Raw genomic sequence first — 16,131 nt, 5'->3', positions numbered from 1 at the left:
AAACTAGCGCCATGAGCCTTGCCACACGCTGCCCCAACTGCAACATCCTGTTCAAAGTGACCTCTGGCCAACTGCAAATGCACGAGGGCAAGGTACGCTGTGGGCATTGCCAAACCATATTTTCCGGCATTGAGCACCTTACTTCAGCCGACACTGAAGCCTGGCAAAAACTGGACCTAAGCCCCAAGCATAGTGACACTGGCTACACCAGCGACCACAACTTGACCGGCGGCGATGGCACAGGTTCGGAAGCGTTGTTCGCCGACACGGCGCCCTCTAAACCACTGTTGAATTTCAGCCAAGGCAACCCGGTGTTGAAGGTGGCTTTTGTTGCACTGCTGCTGGCGCTTGGGCTGCAAGCATTGTGGTGGCAACGTATTGACCTGCTGCAACAAACCCCCGACATGGCCAAACACATTAATACGGCAGGGCCAACTATTCAGCGACTGTTTGCAAGCCCGGCCACCCAGGCTCTGCGAGTTGAAGGCAGCGGCCTGCAAGCTCTGGATGAACACAATCTGCGGGTTGACCTCACCTTACACAACCAGCTTCCTTTGCCCGCCCTGTGGCCCCACCTGAAAGTGGAATTGCTCGACCCGCAAGGTTTGGTATTGGCCAGCAAATCCTTAAGCCCAAGCGATTACCAACTTCGCGATGAAAATGCGGCCAGCCAAGCGCCGTTGATTGCTGGCGAAAAAACCGTGGAAGTACTGGCATACTTGAACTTGAGCACTTTGAACACACAACTGCCGGAAAGCGCCGCGACTGGCTTCAGGCTTGAATTATTTGACCAAGGCCCAGGCGAACAATAACCGCCAAGCCAATTTTTAGATACTGGACTGCTTCACCATGAATTCCCCAACCAACACCAAACGCGTTTTAATCTGCGGTTCTATCGCATTCGACACCATCATGGTGTTTGAAGGCCGTTTCAAAGACCAAATTTTGCCGGATCAGGTACACATTCTGAACGTTGCGTTTCTGGTTCCCAGTCTTCGCAAAGACTGGGGCGGCTGCGCGGGCAACATTGCCTACAGCCTGAATATGCTGGGCGGCAAACCCGTACCCATGGCCACCATTGGGCATGATGCCGGAGGTTACTTTCAGCGCCTGCAAACCTTGGGCATTGAAACCAACTGCCTGAAGCAAATTGGCGAAGAGTTCACGGCGCAGGCCTTCATTACCACCGACCTTGACGACAACCAGATTACCGCCTTCCACCCAGGCGCCATGAGTCACTCGCACCTGAACAAGGTGAGCGATGCCGGCGACATCGCCTTGGGCATCATTGCCCCCGATGGCAGGGACGGCATGATGCAGCACGCTGAGCAATTTGCCACCGCAGGCATTCCATTTGTATTCGACCCAGGCCAGGGGCTGCCCATGTTCGGCAAACCCGAACTTGACCGGTTTTTGGAACTTGCGACCTACGCGGCTGTCAATGACTATGAAGCCAAGATGCTGTGTGAGCGCACCGGGCTAACCCTGGAGCAGATCGCAGAGAAGCTGGAAGCACTCGTGGTGACCCGCGGTGCCGAAGGCAGCTGGGTATTTACACAGGGTCAACGGCACGACATACCATGCGTTAAAGCAGAACGCATCGCCGACCCCACTGGCTGTGGCGATGCATACCGCGGCGGCTTGCTCTACGGCCTCACAGAAGGCATGGGCATTGTGAATGCGGCCAAACTGGCCAGTTTGATGGGTTCTCTGAAAATCGCAGTCAAAGGCCCTCAAACCTACCAGTACAGCCGGGAAGAAATTGCGTCCAGGTTTACTGCCGCTTTTGGTCAACAACCCTGGTAACTTGAAAGGAAAATCAAATCATGGCCAAGTCAATTCAGTTCAGTTTAAGAAGCACCGGTGCAGTGGCCCTGATTGCGCTTTCTGCGCTTGCAGGCTGTGCCACCCAAAGCAGTTCGGGTCAGGTATATCGCGAAGGTGAAACCCGCCGCGCACAAATTATCGAGCAAGGCACAGTTGAAAGCGTACGCACCGTGACTATTCAGGGCGACACCAACGGCGTAGGTACTGCCGCTGGCGGCATCATCGGCGGTATCGCAGGCAGCAACGTGGGTGGCGGCAGCGGTCGTGCTGTGGGTGCAATTGTGGGTGCGGTGGCTGGCGGTATTGCAGGTCAGGCCGTAGAACGCAATGCATCGACCCGTCAGGGCCTGGAAATTACCGTTCGCATGGACAACGGCACCTTGCGTGCTTATGTTCAGGATGCAGCAGGTGAAGATTTCCGGCCTGGTGACCGTGTAAGAATTGTCAGTGGTGGCGGTACATCGCGCGTTACACGCTGAATTTAAATAACCCGCCAAAATGAAAAAGAGCACCTTTGAAGGTGCTCTTTTTTTATGCCATGCCAGTTGGCCAAATTAAAACCCGGGCATCAGGCTTTGCAGCACCATCATCACGATCTGCAAAATCAGGAAGAACACCAAAGGCGATAAATCTACATTGCCAATGGTGGGCAGCACCCTGCGCAATGGCTCCAGGAAAGGGCGTGACAACTCATTCAGAATCGACGCAATCGGCGAGAACGGATTCACCCAGCTCAAGATCACCTGAATCAGCACAATACCCATCAGCAGATAAGCCACATTGCGCAACACCCAAAAAATGGCAATGGGTATGGTCAGCGTAATCAGCGAACCCACGCCCGGACCACCGCTGGAAAGCCCAACTGTGAGCAACACCAAAACAATGTGCAGCACAAAAGACACCACAAAGGCGCCAAAAATGGAAGCCCAATCAATGCCACCATAGCCGGGCACACCCTTGCGCAAGGGCTTCACGAGCCAGTCGGTCATGGAAAAAATGAACGGTGACAGGGGGTTACTGGGGTGTATACGTACCCACTGCATCAATGCGCGGAGCAACAGGCAAAAGGTGAGCAGGCTGGCGGCTGTTTCCAGCAGTAAGCGCAAAATATCGATTAGAAGCATAGTGAAGCGTTCAGCAGGTTAAGGCCGTGAGCCTGTTGGAAATGGCCAAGTGGTTGTGGCACCCTTCAACTTTCTGGGCTTTGCGGCGCCCGACCGGCGGCGGCGCGCAGGCTTGCTGGGCGTAAGCAGTGCCAAAGGCGTGACCTCGGAGGGAGAAAGCGCCGTTTTGGAAGGTTTTCGGGTTGTAGCCACCGGGCGTGCTTTGCTTTCGGGCAGCTCTGCTTTGGCAGCAGCAGGCTTCGCGACCGACTTGGTCAAAGGCTTGGTTGCTGGTTTGCTGGTTTCCTCGGTTGCTCGCTTGATTGCAGGCATTCAGGAACTCCTTTCAATTCTTCAAGGACAGCCGTACAGTTTAACGATATGACCTTGAATATTCAAGAAATATGACTCACAACAACAAAGGAGACACCCCTTGAGCCATGTGCCAGAACAACCTCACAGCGTAAAAACGGGCGAACGTTATCGACACTACAAAGGTGGGCTGTATGAAATTATTTGCCAAGCCATTCAGGAAAGCGATTTGAGCCCTGTGGTGGTTTACCGCCCTTTGAGTGGCGATACCCACACCGCGTGGACCAGGCCTTTGAATGTATTTTTTGAAATGGTGCAAGTGGGTGAGCGCATGACCCAGCGCTTCACCCTGGTCGACAGCGACAGCTAACTTAAGCCACTGAGTTTAAGCCACTGCCTTCAGCTTCGGCTTGGCCCTGCCCCCAGCCTTTGCAGGTTCAAACACCAAACCGGGCTCATCCACGGGGTCTTCCAGCAAGGTTTTGGTGTCGTGGTAATAATCTTGCCGGTTGTGCCACGGGTGGGTTTCACCCTGGCGTGGCAGCTGGTCGGCCACGCGTTTCAAGTAGCCTGAATTCAAGCCACCCAACACCGTGAATCCTTCCACAGGTTTTACCTCGGCTGTTTTTGCCACCGCCACGGCATGGCCCTTCTTGTCCATGTAATTCAGCAAGCGGCATACAAAACCACTGACCAAATCGGATTTCAAAGTCCACGAGGCATGGGTATAGCCAAGCACAACGGCCGCATTGGGCAGGTCTTGCAACATGGCGCTTTTGTAGAACATTTTCTCGCTCAGGTTGACAGGCTCGTCATCCAGAGAAATCTTCATGCCACCCACCATTTGTACATTCAAACCTGTGGCGGTCACGATGATGTCGGCTTCCAGCACTTCACCTGAATTCAACTCGATGCCATTGGGCACAAACTGCTTGATGGTGTCTGTGGCCACGCTGGCCTTGCCACTGCGCAGGGCTTTGAAAAAATCGCCATCGGGTACCAAACACAAACGCTGATCCCAGGGCATGTAGTTGGGTGTGAAGTGTTTGATATCCACGCTGGAGCCTTTCAACTGCCTGCGCATCATCGCGATCAGGAAGCGGCGCACCACCTCGGGCTTGCTTTTGCTGGCCTTGAACATGAAGTGCGCCAAACCAATGGTGCGCGTGCGGTTCAGCTTATAAGCCAGTTTGGACGGCAGGGTTTTTTGCAGCACGCGGGTCAGCGCATCCACGGAGGGCAAGGAAAAAATATAGGACGGCGAACGCTGCAACATGGTGATGTGCTCCACCTTGTCGGCCATGCTGGGAATTAATGTTACAGCTGTTGCCCCACTGCCAATCACCACCACTTTTTTGCCGGTGTAGTCGAGGTTTTCTGGCCAGTGCTGAGGATGAACCACCAAGCCCTTGAAGCTTTTCTCATTCGGGAAATCAGGGCGATAGCCTTGGTCGTAGTTGTAGTAGCCCGCACAGGCCATCATGAATTTCGCGCGGTATTGCTCTGGCTCGCCAGTGGCTTCATTCACAGCATTGATCACCCAGCGCTGGGCCTCGCTGTCCCAGTTCGCGTCGCTCACCTTGCGCTTAAAACGAATGTGGTCGAACACCTTGTTCTCGGTGGCTGCTTCGTGCACATAGCTGCGAATGTCATTGCCTTGCGAGAAAAAATGCGCATTTTTCCAAGGCTTGAACTTGAAGCCGAAACTGAACATGTCGGAATCTGAGCGGATGCCGGGGTAACGGAACAAATCCCAAGTGCCACCAATGGTGGTGCGGCGCTCAAGAATGGTGAACTTTCGGTTGGGGCATTCTTTTTTCAAATGGCATGCGGCACTGATGCCTGACAAACCTGCGCCAATGATCAAAATGTCTTCGTCGAATATCGCCATGGTGTCTCCGTGTGGTTGTGCTCTTTTTTTTATTGTGCCGATTTTTTCAGGCCTGAAAACAGCGTTTGCATTTCCATTCCAGATTTGTCCGAATTTATCAAGTGCATTGAAAACTCAAGGTAAACTGGGCAGCACTGGCAGTGCTATAAATACCCCACCCCACTTTCAAAGAGGAACACCATGCCGTCCATTCAAGCCAAAGTGATGAACAAAATTGCAAGCATTGCCCTGAAAAGCTACCGGGGCAACGGGGCCGGGTTCGTGCGCCGGTTTCGCATGGTGACCGCTGCATCCAATTTGCTGGCTCCTGTGCCAAAAGGCTTGAAACACATCAAGGGCGCTTTGGGCGGCGTACCCGGTGAGTGGCTTATTCCGGTCAATCCCAAAGGCGCTTTGTTGTACATCCACGGCGGCGGCTTTGTGGCGGGCCACCCCCCCATGTACCGCCCCTTCTGTGGCGCCTTGGCCAATGCCTTGGGTTTCCGCGTGTTCATGGTGGACTACCGCCTGGCACCAGAAAACCCGTTCCCAGCCCCACTGGACGACTGCATTGCAGCCTTTGAAGCCCTGGTGGCAGATACCCCCACAGGCGAACCCATTTTCGTGGCGGGCGATTCTGCCGGCGGCAACTTGAGCCTGGCCGTGTTGCAACATGCACTTAAAAAGAAACTGCCCTCACACGGCGGCTTGCTGATTTCGCCAGCCACCGACATGCGCCGCCTGTCACCCTCCATTGAAGGCAATGACAAGACCGACAGCATGTTGTCTTCCCACATGATTGAACATGCCGCCAACTTGTACATGTGCGGCCATGACCCCGCAGATGAACGCGCATCGCCCCTGCTTGGGAAATTGAAAGGCCTTCCACCACTCATGGTGACTGCCAGTGAAGACGAATGCCTGCTCGACGATTCTGTGCAGTTGCGCGACGCAGTGGAGAAAGTCGGTGGACAAATCACCTTGCTGACTCGCCCCGGCATGCCGCACATTTGGCCAACCATGAACCTTGCGTTGCCCGAGGCCAAAGAAGACCTGGTGAAGATCATTCGCTTTTTTTCACCGTTGGTGAAGGGCATCTAAAACAACGTTGTTGGCAGTACAAGGTGTTGGAGACACCTGCAACTACCCAATAACAATGACTAACTTACTTTCCCGCACAGGCCTGATTGCCTGTGCCTTGCTTTGCGCACCACTGTTGGCTGCCTGCCTAGGCGGCGATTCCGGCACGGGCAGCACCAGCACCGTCCGAACCACACCCAATGAAACACGGCCCAATGTGTTTGACGCCAGCAGCTTCAAACCCCTGCCCGCAGCCCGTGCACCCAGCGCTGAACTGCAAGCCACGCGCGAACGCATATTAGGTCCCAACGCCATGGACCCGGAGCAGGTGAAGTTTTGGTGGGTGGGTGTTTCAAGTTTCATTGTGAGCATGAAAGGCCATTTGTTTTTAATGGACGCGTGGGAAATTGTGGGCGTGCACGCCAACTATGTGCCCATTGGCCGTGAAGAACTGGCCGCCATTCAACCTGAAGCCATATTCATTGGGCACGGCCACTTTGACCATGCAGCCGATGCGGGCTATGTGGCAGGCCTAAGCAATGCCCTGTTGATTGCGGGCAGCAATGTGTGCGACATTGCCCGCGAGCGCGCCGCCAGTGAGGGCATACCCAACACATTTCCCTGCCTGAACCTGGGCGACCAAACCAACCCCGGTGCCGGCAGTGTACGCGCCATTCAAATTTGGGAAGATGTTGAGCCAGTGCATGTGGTTCAACACACCCACTCGGCCGCCGAACCCGCCGACCTGCTCAGCGGTGGCATGCCCTTGGTGTACATTCCCGACGTGCTCACATTTCCCACCTACTTGAACACCAGCCTGGCCGAAGCACTTCGCTTTGTAGGCACCCTGCGTGACGACGGTGGCGTAGGCCAGCCTGCAGGCGGCACTTGGGCTTATCACTTCCGGGCAGGCGACTTTGCCTGGTTTTGGCACAACTCCACCGGGGTGATGAAAGCCGGCAACGCAGAAAGCGAAGCGGTGGCAAACGCATTGACGAATTTGCCTGAATGTGTGGATGTGCAATTGAATGCGATTGTTGGTTTTGGCTTGGTGACCAGTGCCTACCGGGACGCTTTGGCTTATGTGGCACTGACAAAACCCAAAATAGCCTTGCCCAACCACCACGACGCCTGGACACCGGGCATAGGCGGCGGCGCCTCAGCTTACGAAACAACATGGTTGAACGCCGTCAGCAAGCTACCAAGTCCACCCGAAGTGGATTACCTGCGTGACCCGGTGGATTACATGAAGCCGCGTGTTTACAACGTCAATGACCCCCGCTGGGCGGGTGGTTGCTGATCAAAGCCTTACATGCCGGGCACACCCCGGCGAATGACTTCCGAGAAATTTTCACCGACCTGCATGGCTTTGGCGCGGGGCACAATATAGCCCTTCTCCTGAAGTTCGGTATAGCCAAACCCCTCTACCAAACCACCCTGCGCATGGGCGTATTCGGCGAAGTACCCGCTGAGCAACAGGCGATAATCCAGCGGCAAATCCGGCACGATTCGCTTGGCGATATCAAACACCACCGTGGTGCAATTGCTGGTCAGGGTGTTGTAAAACTCGGGGGTCTTTTCCAGTTTTTGTGCCTGTTCTACATAGGCCAAAAACAGGGTTCTTAGCTGTTCTGGCGGAATAGCCAGGCGATAGATGTAAACGTCTTCACCACGCGCATTGCTCCGTGTGCGAATAATGTCCGCCTCATCGGCCGCAACCAAAATAGCCTCGTACTGCCTGAAAAAACCCTTCCACGCGGAGAACTCCTCGCCGACTTCCTTTCGGATTTCCAGCGAGAAAGTCAGGTACTGCCCATCGGCAAAACCGAACGACACCAAGGTGTGGGCAATTTTAGGCCCCATCCAGTAAGACAACACAAGGTCGGCTGTTTGCAACTGGCTTAAATCATATTCACGTGTTTCCCAGCGCGGTGTGTAATCGGTTTCTGTGCGCCACTCAAAGTTGCGCACATTTTTCAACACCACCCTGTCGCCATTCACATCTGCATGCAACATTTGGGAAACATCATCAGCCCATTGCCGGTTGTGGCTGGGTTTTTGCAGAAACCACCAGGTGGCAAATGCGCCCATGGCAATCAACAGAAAAAGCAGCAAAGTACGCATTATGAAAATGCCTTTCGAGTAGCCTCATCGGCGGGGAACAAATGTTCAATTCTCAGCGATGCCGCAGTAATGTCCAAGGGCGCTCCAAAACTGGTGAAAGTTGACACAAAACGAAGCTCGCCCACCGTACTTTTAAACCGGGTGACCAAGGTGGGGTTGTTGAAATTCTGTGGCTGTTTGGTGTCGAACATGGATTGCGGAATTTGCGCCAACATGGCCTGCAACGCAGGCACATGCAAAGCCTCACGCTGCGCCCTTTTCAATACATCGCCCAACACTTCAGCCGGGTTTAGCAGGCGTGTGGCCAGGCCACCGGGCGCAGTCAGTGCCAGCAACACATTGGGAGTCGCTTGCAAAGCAGCCAAGTCAAACTCCAGCAGTTGCAACAAGCGCACAAAACTGGCGTTGAATTTCACCAAATTCCATTCACTGTCCAGCACCATGGCTGGCGCTGCATGCTGCGCAGTCAGCATCAAATCGATTACCTCGTTGATGGTGTCCATTTCCCGGTGATCAATCGGCCTGCTGCCAAACAAGGGGGCAAAACCTGCAGCCACCAGCGCTTCGTTGCGTTCATTCAGCGGTGCATCCAAACCCTCCAGCAGTGCCAACAACATTTCCTTGCTGGCACTGGCTTTACCAGTTTCAATGCAACTTAAATGGCGCTGGGAAACACCCACGCGCAAGGCCAAATCAAGTTGGCTGATCTTTTGCCGAGTGCGTAAATCGCGCAGGCGAATTCCGGCGGTATGGGTGGGGGCTTGTGTATGCATGTGCTCATACTGCCACGGAAAATTTCTGAAATCTATGACCTGGCAGGTTATTGCGGCAATGACCCTGTGCTTAGCAAACTGGCGTTGACCTGAATCAATTTCAACCACGCAAGGAGATCTGCCATGCAAGCCAACACTGTACAAAATACACCAGCAAGCACTCCAACCCTTTGGATCAACTGGCTAACCTACACTGCAGAATTTACCGTGCTGTTTGGGTTGTTCATGGTGCTTGCACCGGGCTGGACCCAGCAGGCATTTGGATTGTTGGTATTCCAGGATGCCGCACAATTTTCCGCATTTGACTCGCAAGCTGCAGCGTACATCGAGCTTGCGCACGCAGTGATGGGTTCCGTCATGGTGGGCTGGGGCGCGCTTATTTTCATGCTGGTGCGCAAGCTGAACATTGAGGACGCCAAACAGACCTGCAACATGATCGCGATTTCTGTATTGCTTTGGTATATACCCGACACCGCATTTTCGCTGTACAGCGGCTTCTGGCAAAACGCGGTGTTGAACACCAGCTTCGCCGTGTTGTATGCAGTGCCTTTGGTGGCGTTAAGAAAACACTTTCTGTAAAAACCCTGAAATCGCTTCGTTCACTACATCAGGATGGGTCACTGGCCCCATGTGGCCCATCTGCGCAAACTCAATTAACTCCACGCTCGGCAAAGTGGCCACCAATCGCTTCGCCACAGCGTGGGCCGACAACTGCGACTTTCCCCCCACCATGTAAAGCACCGGAATATTCAACTGGCCAAAAGAACTCAGCACGGTGGGTTCGCTGAACAAGGCATGCCCCCACCGCCGCACATTGCGCACTGATGCCGCCACCGCCGGTTTGCGCTCTTCAGGGGTTTTCGCCCAACTGCCCTGCCCCATCCAGAAATCGATAAAATGCTGAGCCGCCAAATGTGGATCGCCATTGTCCAGCGCAGCACCGGCGGCGGCCACTGCATGGCGAATGCCGTCTACATCATTCGGGCTTGGGCTTTCATGCTCAACCACAGAGAAGAAAGTGGGCTCAAATAGTGCAAGTGCCTTCACCCGGTGCGGAAACAACAAGGCAATTTTCAAAGCAATCGCACCGCCGTAGGAATGCCCCACCAAGGTGAACTTTTCACCCATTCTATCCAACACCGGCATCAGTAAATCCACTTCATCTTGCAGAGAAATGGTTCGTTCCGAATGCCAGTCGGGTGTTTGGCCTGAACCGTAGGAATCCACCGCAAGCAGCTGAAACCGATCCGCCAGCAAACCCATCAAGCCCTTCCACTGCCCGGCGTGCGATGCATTGGCATGCAAACAAACAACGGCGGGGCCGCTGCCAGCCTCTTTCACATGGGGTTGAACAGAGGTCATGGCGATCCTTGAATAGGGTTGGATGCGGGTCAAATTCAGTTTAGCTGAAAACTGGTTTCAACCTTGGGTGGATTTTTCAAGGTTTGCTGCACCACACAACAACGCTTGGCTGCATAGGTCAATGCCTTGATCAAGTCGGCGGGTGTGCCCTCTTTTACCTTGAACTGCACATTGCAGCGCATGCCTTGAAAACCAACAGGTACTTCTGGCGACATATTCAATGCACCACGAACGTCCACATCGGCAGTCACGCGCACTTCCAGAAAAACAAGCTCAACACCCAGCACGTTGGCCACCATGCGCATGGCTGAATCCTGACATGCAGCCAGCGCAGCACACAACAGATCGCCAGGCGTGGGCGCATCGTGCAGACCACCCAAAGCACGATGAACACCAATCGGCACCTGCACGCCACAACCATCCATGGGCTCCACCACAGAATGAAAAGGGTCCAAGGGATCAACCCCGCGAGCCAAGGCATGGTCGGTCACCATCGCCGCACCAGGTTCTACTTTGTAAAGTGCGCGCATTTCACGCTGAGCATTGGGTACAGAAAAAGTCATAGCAGTCTCCAGTGGTTTTGAGCAGCCAACTGCTCAATGAATTCACTGTGCACGGACACGCTGTGTTTAGTCCTTAAGAATTCCTAAATGTTTGCTATATTTTGCTAACACCTCACCTTCGGTTGCGCGCTTGGATTATTCCTATTTTTTCGATCACTTTGAATTGCGCGCAAATGAACGGCTGTTACTACGCGAAGGCGAAGCGGTCAATTTGGGTTCGCGCACCTTTGACTTTTTAATGTGCCTGGTCAGCAACCACACACGCGTTCTAAGTAAAGACGAATTGCTGCAAACGGTGTGGCCCGGCATGGTCGTGGAAGAAAACAATTTAACCGTGCAAACCTCTGCTTTGCGCAAGCTGCTGGGTAGTCAGGCGATTTCAACAGTCACAGGGCGTGGCTACCAATTCAGCTTGCCAGTTCGCCGAACAGAAGTGTCCTCGAAACCCACAGTGAAAAAAAATTCCACCATCGCGGTGCTGCCTTTCAAGGTACTGGGAGAACAAACCGACCTGCGATTTCTGGCTGAGGGTTTGCTTGAAGACGTCATTGCACTGCTGGCTCGGGTACCCGGTTTTCTGGTAATTTCACAAGCCTCCACGCAAATATTCGACCACAGCAGCGTTGCACTGCCTGAAATTGCTGAACAGCTTCAGGTGCAATTCGTTGTACTGGGCAGCATTCGTCGAGTGGACGAAATCATTCGGGTGAATGTTCAGCTGGCGGAGGCGCAAACCGGCCAAGTGTTGTGGAACAGTCGGTTTGAATGCTCGCCAGCCTCCAGCGCTGATTTACAGGAGGAAATTGCCCGGGGTTTGCTCAGCGAACTTGAACCCGCGCTAACCAAAGCCGAAATAGCCCAGATTCGAAGACAGCGCCCCAACAATCTCGACGCATGGGCACATTATCATGAAGCCACGGGCGCTTTGGCCCAACTGGGCTGGAGCGAGGCGGGTCTTCGCAATGCCAGGCACCAACTCGAAAACAGCATTGAAATTGACAGCAACTTTGGCCTTGCCCACGCACATTTGGCCTTGTTGACCGCACTGTCCCGAAACATCGGGCTGTTGCCACATTCTGACGCCGTTCTCGCCAGCGGGCTAACAGCGGCGAACACTGCAATTGAACTAGATGCGGGCAATTCCGAGGTAATGGGTTATGCAGGTTGCGCACTGTGCGACCTTGGACAAACCCGGCAAGGCCTGATCACACTAAAAGCGGCCTTGCAGCTTAACCCCAGCAATGCACAGGCACAGGTTGCCCACGGTGCTGCCTTGGTGCTGATGAATGAACTGGAAGGCGGTATTGCGCAAATGCGTCTGGGCATGCGTATAAGCCCCAAAGACAGAAGACTTGGATTCTGGTTGTGGATACTGAGCTGTTTCTTGCTGCGGGCAAACCGCCCGGAAGAAGCGCTGGAAGAAGCAATAAAAGCCATACAACACGACACACGGTTTCATTTGGCACACGTTGCGCAAGCTGCGGCATTGGACAAACTGGGCAATACCCCACTGGCGCAGCAAGCATTAATACAGGCACGAACGTTAAGACCTGCCTTGTCAGTTGAAGAAATAGCGATCTCGCACGGCAAGAAAATAGCAGCCCGCATGGCCTTGATGTGGCAAACCTGACCGAAGCCGCAAGGAACTACCACCGTCGATTAATTACTTAAGGAGTTACTCGACTTACTTTCTTATCGATGTCCTCCAGACCCCTTATACAAGGTCGCGCGCAAATCCTGATCGGCGACACCACCAGCCACGGTGGCGTGGTGATCTCGGGCAGCTCCACCACCACAGTTGAGGGCCGACCCATCGCCAGGGTTGGCGACATGGTCACCTGCCCTTTGTGCAAGCCCCACGTATTCCCGATTGTTGAAGGCCTTGGTACGTTCACTGACAACTACATGGCAGTGGCACTTAATGGTCACAAAATTGGGTGTGGTGCAACCTTGATCGCATCAGCAGCAAACCAACCCCCAAACTCCCCAGCACCCGATACCCGCTCCACAGCATCTCCACTAAAAGGCAAACTCGGGAAAAGCATTGATACATTAATTGGCAAGTCGCCCACACTGGTTAATAACCTGAAAACTCTGCAGAGTCAGGGCTGGAAGGTCGACTACGAAGCGGCGGGAGGCGGGTCCTACGCCAACCGCAGAGAGAAAACGATTACCCTGGACAGCAATCTGAGAGGCGATGCCAATCAGGCTACACAGGTTTTAGCCCATGAAGTGGGCCACGCCTTGCACCCTTATCAGTTAGACACCAGATCAAGGCAGGCATACCTTAACGGCACCCTGGATGACGAGGGGGCTGCCACCATGAAGAATATTCAGGTTCAACGAGAAATCATTCAAGCAGGTGGCCCCGACATCGGTATTGCCGGCAACCCGAAAAACCATGCAAGCTATATTCAGGCTTACAACCAATACTTAAAAGATGGCAATGCTCAAAACGCCTATCGAAAAATTGGCTCACAATTTGGTGCCAATGAAATTACATCGACAACAGGTCAAAATTATGCTGACTATTACGGTGGCTGGTATGACGAAAATTATGGTGGGAAAAAGTAATGCGGGCCGAAAACTGCTCCTGTTGTTTGCCCTGCTCTACAGCGCCATCCAACCCATTACACATGCGTCAAAGGACAACACAATGATCAATCTGAACCGTTCCATCTGGAATTTGATCGACGATATTCAAACCCAGTCTTCGCTCACTTTGGCGCATGTCGAAAAAGCACTGTTTCAAACACTTGCCCACGACACTCGACATTCCAATGAGTATTTCAAGTTTTACAAGGGTCAAAGTATTCAATTCGCAGGTGAGGTCAAGGTGAGCACAATTGATCTTCGACTGCCTCAGCAAGGCGCGCAAAGCCCAGGTATGTTACTGATGCACCTGGAAGGTGAATGCATCACCATGCCTCAGCTAAAACAACAATACGAGAACCTGAAGATCACCGAAATTCCTCGTGGTAAATCTTTGGAGGAAGCAACCACCTACACAGTCAATAACTCCTGGGGAGAAATCGACTTCGGTTTTCAGATGAAGAAACCAGATTGCCTGGCCTATGTGATTCTAAAACCGGTGAAATAAGTGCACTTTGGCGGGCAAAAGCATAAAATACGGCCTTGATCCGAAAAACAGATCCACAAGGTACACCCACCATGATCCGCCTGTCCGAGCTGAAGCTTCCACTCGACCACTCTGAACATGCTCTTTCCGAGCTTATTCACAGCACGCTGAAAATTACAGCCGAAGACGTCAAAAGCTTCAGCATCTACAAACGCAGCTACGACGCACGCAAACAAAAATTGTTGCTGGTTTACATCGTTGATGTCGAACTTCGCAGCGCTCGCCTTGAAGCGCAGCTATTGGCAACATTCAGCACCAACTCGCACATTCGACCTGCGCCCGACATGGTTTACCAGTTGCCGGTGAAATTGAATGACGCCCCTGCAATTCGCCCAGTGGTAATCGGCTTCGGCCCCTGCGGTATTTTTGCGGCCATGATGCTGGCGCAAATGGGCTTCAAACCGATTGTGATTGAGCGTGGCAAACAGGTACGCGAACGTACGAAAGACACCTGGGGCCTGTGGCGCAAACGCGTATTGCACACCGAATCGAACGTGCAGTTTGGTGAAGGCGGTGCCGGCACATTCTCAGACGGCAAACTGTACAGCCAAATCAAAGACCCGCGTTTTTTGGGTCGAAAAGTAATGACCGAATTTGTAAAGGCCGGCGCACCCGAGGAAATTTTGCTGGTCAGCAAACCCCACATTGGCACCTTCCGGCTGGTGAAAGTGGTTGAAAACATGCGCGAACAAATTATCGCCATGGGCGGCGAAATCCGCTTTCAACAAAGGGTCTGCGACTTTCACATTGAAGACGGCCACATTCGCGGCCTGACCATTGAAAACCTTGCAGATTGCAGCACTTACGAATTGCGCGCCGACCATGTGGTGCTGGCACTGGGCCACAGTTCACGCGACACCTTTGCCAAGCTTTACGAGCGCGGCGTGTACATGGAAGCCAAACCTTTCTCAGTGGGCTTTCGCATTGAACACCCACAAGGCTTGATCGACCGTGCCCGCTTGGGGCAACACGCGGGCCACCCACTGCTGGGCGCAGCCGATTATAAACTGGTACACCACGCAGCCAATGGTCGTTCCGTTTACAGCTTTTGCATGTGCCCCGGTGGCACGGTGGTGGCGGCTACATCTGAAGAGAACCGCGTGGTCACCAACGGCATGAGCCAATATTCACGCAACGAGCGCAACGCCAACGCGGGTATTGTGGTGGGCATTAGCCCAGCCGACTACCCCGGTGGCCCACTTGCGGGCATCGCCTTTCAACGCAAGCTAGAATCCAATGCGTTTGTGATGGGCGGCAGTAACTATGAAGCGCCCGGGCAATTGGTGGGCGATTTTATTGTAGGCAAAGCATCGACTGAACTGGGCAGCGTAGAACCATCGTATAAACCCGGCGTCAAAATGACTGACCTGGCCGACGCATTGCCCGAATATGCGATTACCGCCATGCGTGAAGCCTTGCCTGCATTCGGAAAAAAGATCAAAGGCTTCGATATGCACGACGCCGTGCTGACTGGTGTGGAAACCAGAACATCATCGCCGCTGCGAATTACGCGCGGCGACGACTTCCAAAGTTTGAATACAAAAGGCCTGTACCCTGCAGGTGAAGGCGCCAGCTACGCCGGTGGCATTTTGTCGGCGGGTGTCGATGGCATTGAAGTGGCAGAAGCAGTGGCGAGGAATTTGGTGGGACTTTAACTGCTTCAGCCTCGCTAATCTCAATCGTGACTTTGGGGCAGATCTGGATGCCTCGGTACGCACGGTTCCTCAGCAATACTGATACCAATGCAGCAGGCTACACAACAGGCAGCACTCATAGAGGCAGTAAGAATCGATGCCAAAGAAGCCCCTAATTTCGCACTTACAATGGGCGAGGCAATTAATAAGCCCAATGTTCCAGCAGTACCAGTGATTTTTCCCATTAGCGCAGAGTTACTTCTGCATGGCGACGCCTCGAATTCTCGACGCTCGATATGGTACTCAGCCATGTTACGCGCATGAATCAGATCAGAGTCGCTCAT

The 16,131-nt window shown here is 53.5% G+C and carries 18 protein-coding genes; 11 read left to right on the top strand and 7 right to left on the bottom strand.

What is annotated here, in order from left to right; translation table 11 throughout:
- Positions 1–11: 11 nt before the first annotated feature.
- From B4N58_RS01980 to B4N58_RS01970, 3 genes are read left to right on the top strand one after another with little or no spacing between them, the layout of a single operon-like run.
- Positions 12–812, top strand: a complete 801-nt coding sequence (locus B4N58_RS01980) for a DUF3426 domain-containing protein (protein WP_291745326.1) — start codon at positions 12–14, stop codon at positions 810–812.
- A 37-nt stretch (positions 813–849) separates the two neighbouring features.
- A complete protein-coding gene (locus tag B4N58_RS01975) occupies positions 850–1,806 on the top strand; it encodes a carbohydrate kinase family protein (RefSeq protein ID WP_008250516.1) in 957 nt (318 codons plus the stop codon).
- 20 nt (positions 1,807–1,826) lie between these two features.
- A complete protein-coding gene (locus B4N58_RS01970) occupies positions 1,827–2,306 on the top strand; it encodes a glycine zipper 2TM domain-containing protein (protein ID WP_008250515.1) in 480 nt (159 codons plus the stop codon).
- A 75-nt stretch (positions 2,307–2,381) separates the two neighbouring features.
- Here the strand turns inward: B4N58_RS01970 and B4N58_RS01965 are convergent, their stop codons facing one another.
- Together B4N58_RS01965 and B4N58_RS01960 are read right to left on the bottom strand one after the other, a co-directional pair.
- A complete protein-coding gene (locus B4N58_RS01965) occupies positions 2,382–2,951 on the bottom strand; it encodes a YggT family protein (protein WP_008250514.1) in 570 nt (189 codons plus the stop codon).
- Between the two features lie 18 nt (positions 2,952–2,969).
- On the bottom strand, positions 2,970–3,263 hold the full coding sequence (locus B4N58_RS01960) for a hypothetical protein (RefSeq protein ID WP_156799626.1): 294 nt from the start codon (positions 3,261–3,263) through the stop codon (positions 2,970–2,972).
- A gap of 109 nt (positions 3,264–3,372) precedes the next feature.
- Here B4N58_RS01960 and B4N58_RS01955 point away from each other — a divergent pair, with 109 nt between their 5' ends.
- Positions 3,373–3,612, top strand: a complete 240-nt coding sequence (locus tag B4N58_RS01955; RefSeq protein ID WP_156799631.1) for a DUF1653 domain-containing protein — start codon at positions 3,373–3,375, stop codon at positions 3,610–3,612.
- A gap of 15 nt (positions 3,613–3,627) precedes the next feature.
- Here B4N58_RS01955 and B4N58_RS01950 read toward each other — a convergent pair whose 3' ends face one another.
- Positions 3,628–5,133 carry a flavin-containing monooxygenase gene (locus B4N58_RS01950; RefSeq protein WP_291745320.1) on the bottom strand — a complete coding sequence of 502 codons (1,506 nt, stop codon included), beginning with the start codon at positions 5,131–5,133 and terminating at the stop codon, positions 3,628–3,630.
- Positions 5,134–5,313: 180 nt separating this feature from the next.
- Between B4N58_RS01950 and B4N58_RS01945 the strand changes: the two genes are divergently transcribed.
- Together B4N58_RS01945 and B4N58_RS01940 are read left to right on the top strand one after the other, a co-directional pair.
- Complete coding sequence (locus tag B4N58_RS01945; RefSeq protein ID WP_291745318.1) at positions 5,314–6,213, top strand: alpha/beta hydrolase; 900 nt, start codon at positions 5,314–5,316, stop codon at positions 6,211–6,213.
- A 55-nt stretch (positions 6,214–6,268) separates the two neighbouring features.
- Entirely contained in the window at positions 6,269–7,492 is a 1,224-nt protein-coding gene (locus tag B4N58_RS01940; RefSeq protein ID WP_291745316.1) for an MBL fold metallo-hydrolase, read from the top strand.
- 8 nt (positions 7,493–7,500) lie between these two features.
- Here the strand turns inward: B4N58_RS01940 and B4N58_RS01935 are convergent, their stop codons facing one another.
- Positions 7,501–8,316, bottom strand: a complete 816-nt coding sequence (locus tag B4N58_RS01935) for a DUF4105 domain-containing protein (RefSeq protein ID WP_291745315.1) — start codon at positions 8,314–8,316, stop codon at positions 7,501–7,503.
- Positions 8,316–9,089, bottom strand: a complete 774-nt coding sequence (locus B4N58_RS01930) for a helix-turn-helix domain-containing protein (RefSeq protein WP_291745313.1) — start codon at positions 9,087–9,089, stop codon at positions 8,316–8,318. The genes B4N58_RS01935 and B4N58_RS01930 overlap by 1 nt, the downstream gene beginning before the upstream one ends.
- Positions 9,090–9,212: 123 nt before the next feature.
- Here B4N58_RS01930 and B4N58_RS01925 point away from each other — a divergent pair, with 123 nt between their 5' ends.
- Positions 9,213–9,668 carry a hypothetical protein gene (locus tag B4N58_RS01925; protein ID WP_291745311.1) on the top strand — a complete coding sequence of 152 codons (456 nt, stop codon included), beginning with the start codon at positions 9,213–9,215 and terminating at the stop codon, positions 9,666–9,668.
- Here B4N58_RS01925 and B4N58_RS01920 read toward each other — a convergent pair.
- Both B4N58_RS01920 and B4N58_RS01915 read right to left on the bottom strand, forming a co-directional pair.
- On the bottom strand, positions 9,648–10,451 hold the full coding sequence (locus B4N58_RS01920) for an alpha/beta fold hydrolase (RefSeq protein WP_291745309.1): 804 nt from the start codon (positions 10,449–10,451) through the stop codon (positions 9,648–9,650). The two genes, B4N58_RS01925 and B4N58_RS01920, sit on opposite strands and share 21 nt — an antisense overlap.
- Positions 10,452–10,486: 35 nt before the next feature.
- Positions 10,487–11,014 (bottom strand): OsmC family protein, encoded by a 528-nt coding sequence (locus tag B4N58_RS01915; RefSeq protein WP_291745307.1) that lies wholly within the window; start codon positions 11,012–11,014, stop codon positions 10,487–10,489.
- 130 nt (positions 11,015–11,144) lie between these two features.
- On the opposite strand from B4N58_RS01915, the gene B4N58_RS01910 reads away from it, so the two are divergent.
- From B4N58_RS01910 to B4N58_RS01895, 4 genes are all read left to right on the top strand, one after another.
- A complete protein-coding gene (locus B4N58_RS01910; protein WP_291745306.1) occupies positions 11,145–12,644 on the top strand; it encodes a winged helix-turn-helix domain-containing protein in 1,500 nt (499 codons plus the stop codon).
- 68 nt (positions 12,645–12,712) lie between these two features.
- The gene (locus B4N58_RS01905; protein WP_291745304.1) at positions 12,713–13,588 is read left to right on the top strand and encodes a PAAR domain-containing protein; all 876 of its coding nucleotides are present in this window, start codon (positions 12,713–12,715) and stop codon (positions 13,586–13,588) included.
- 82 nt (positions 13,589–13,670) lie between these two features.
- The gene (locus B4N58_RS01900; protein WP_291745302.1) at positions 13,671–14,114 is read left to right on the top strand and encodes a hypothetical protein; all 444 of its coding nucleotides are present in this window, start codon (positions 13,671–13,673) and stop codon (positions 14,112–14,114) included.
- A gap of 71 nt (positions 14,115–14,185) precedes the next feature.
- Positions 14,186–15,808, top strand: a complete 1,623-nt coding sequence (locus B4N58_RS01895) for an NAD(P)/FAD-dependent oxidoreductase (protein ID WP_291745375.1) — start codon at positions 14,186–14,188, stop codon at positions 15,806–15,808.
- The last annotated feature ends 323 nt before the right edge of the window (positions 15,809–16,131 follow it).

Origin of the sequence: Limnobacter sp. UBA3528 (assembly GCF_002377005.1) — a bacterium.
Taxonomy (GTDB): domain Bacteria; phylum Pseudomonadota; class Gammaproteobacteria; order Burkholderiales; family Burkholderiaceae_B; genus Limnobacter.
This window is presented reverse-complemented; position numbering and strand designations above follow the sequence as displayed.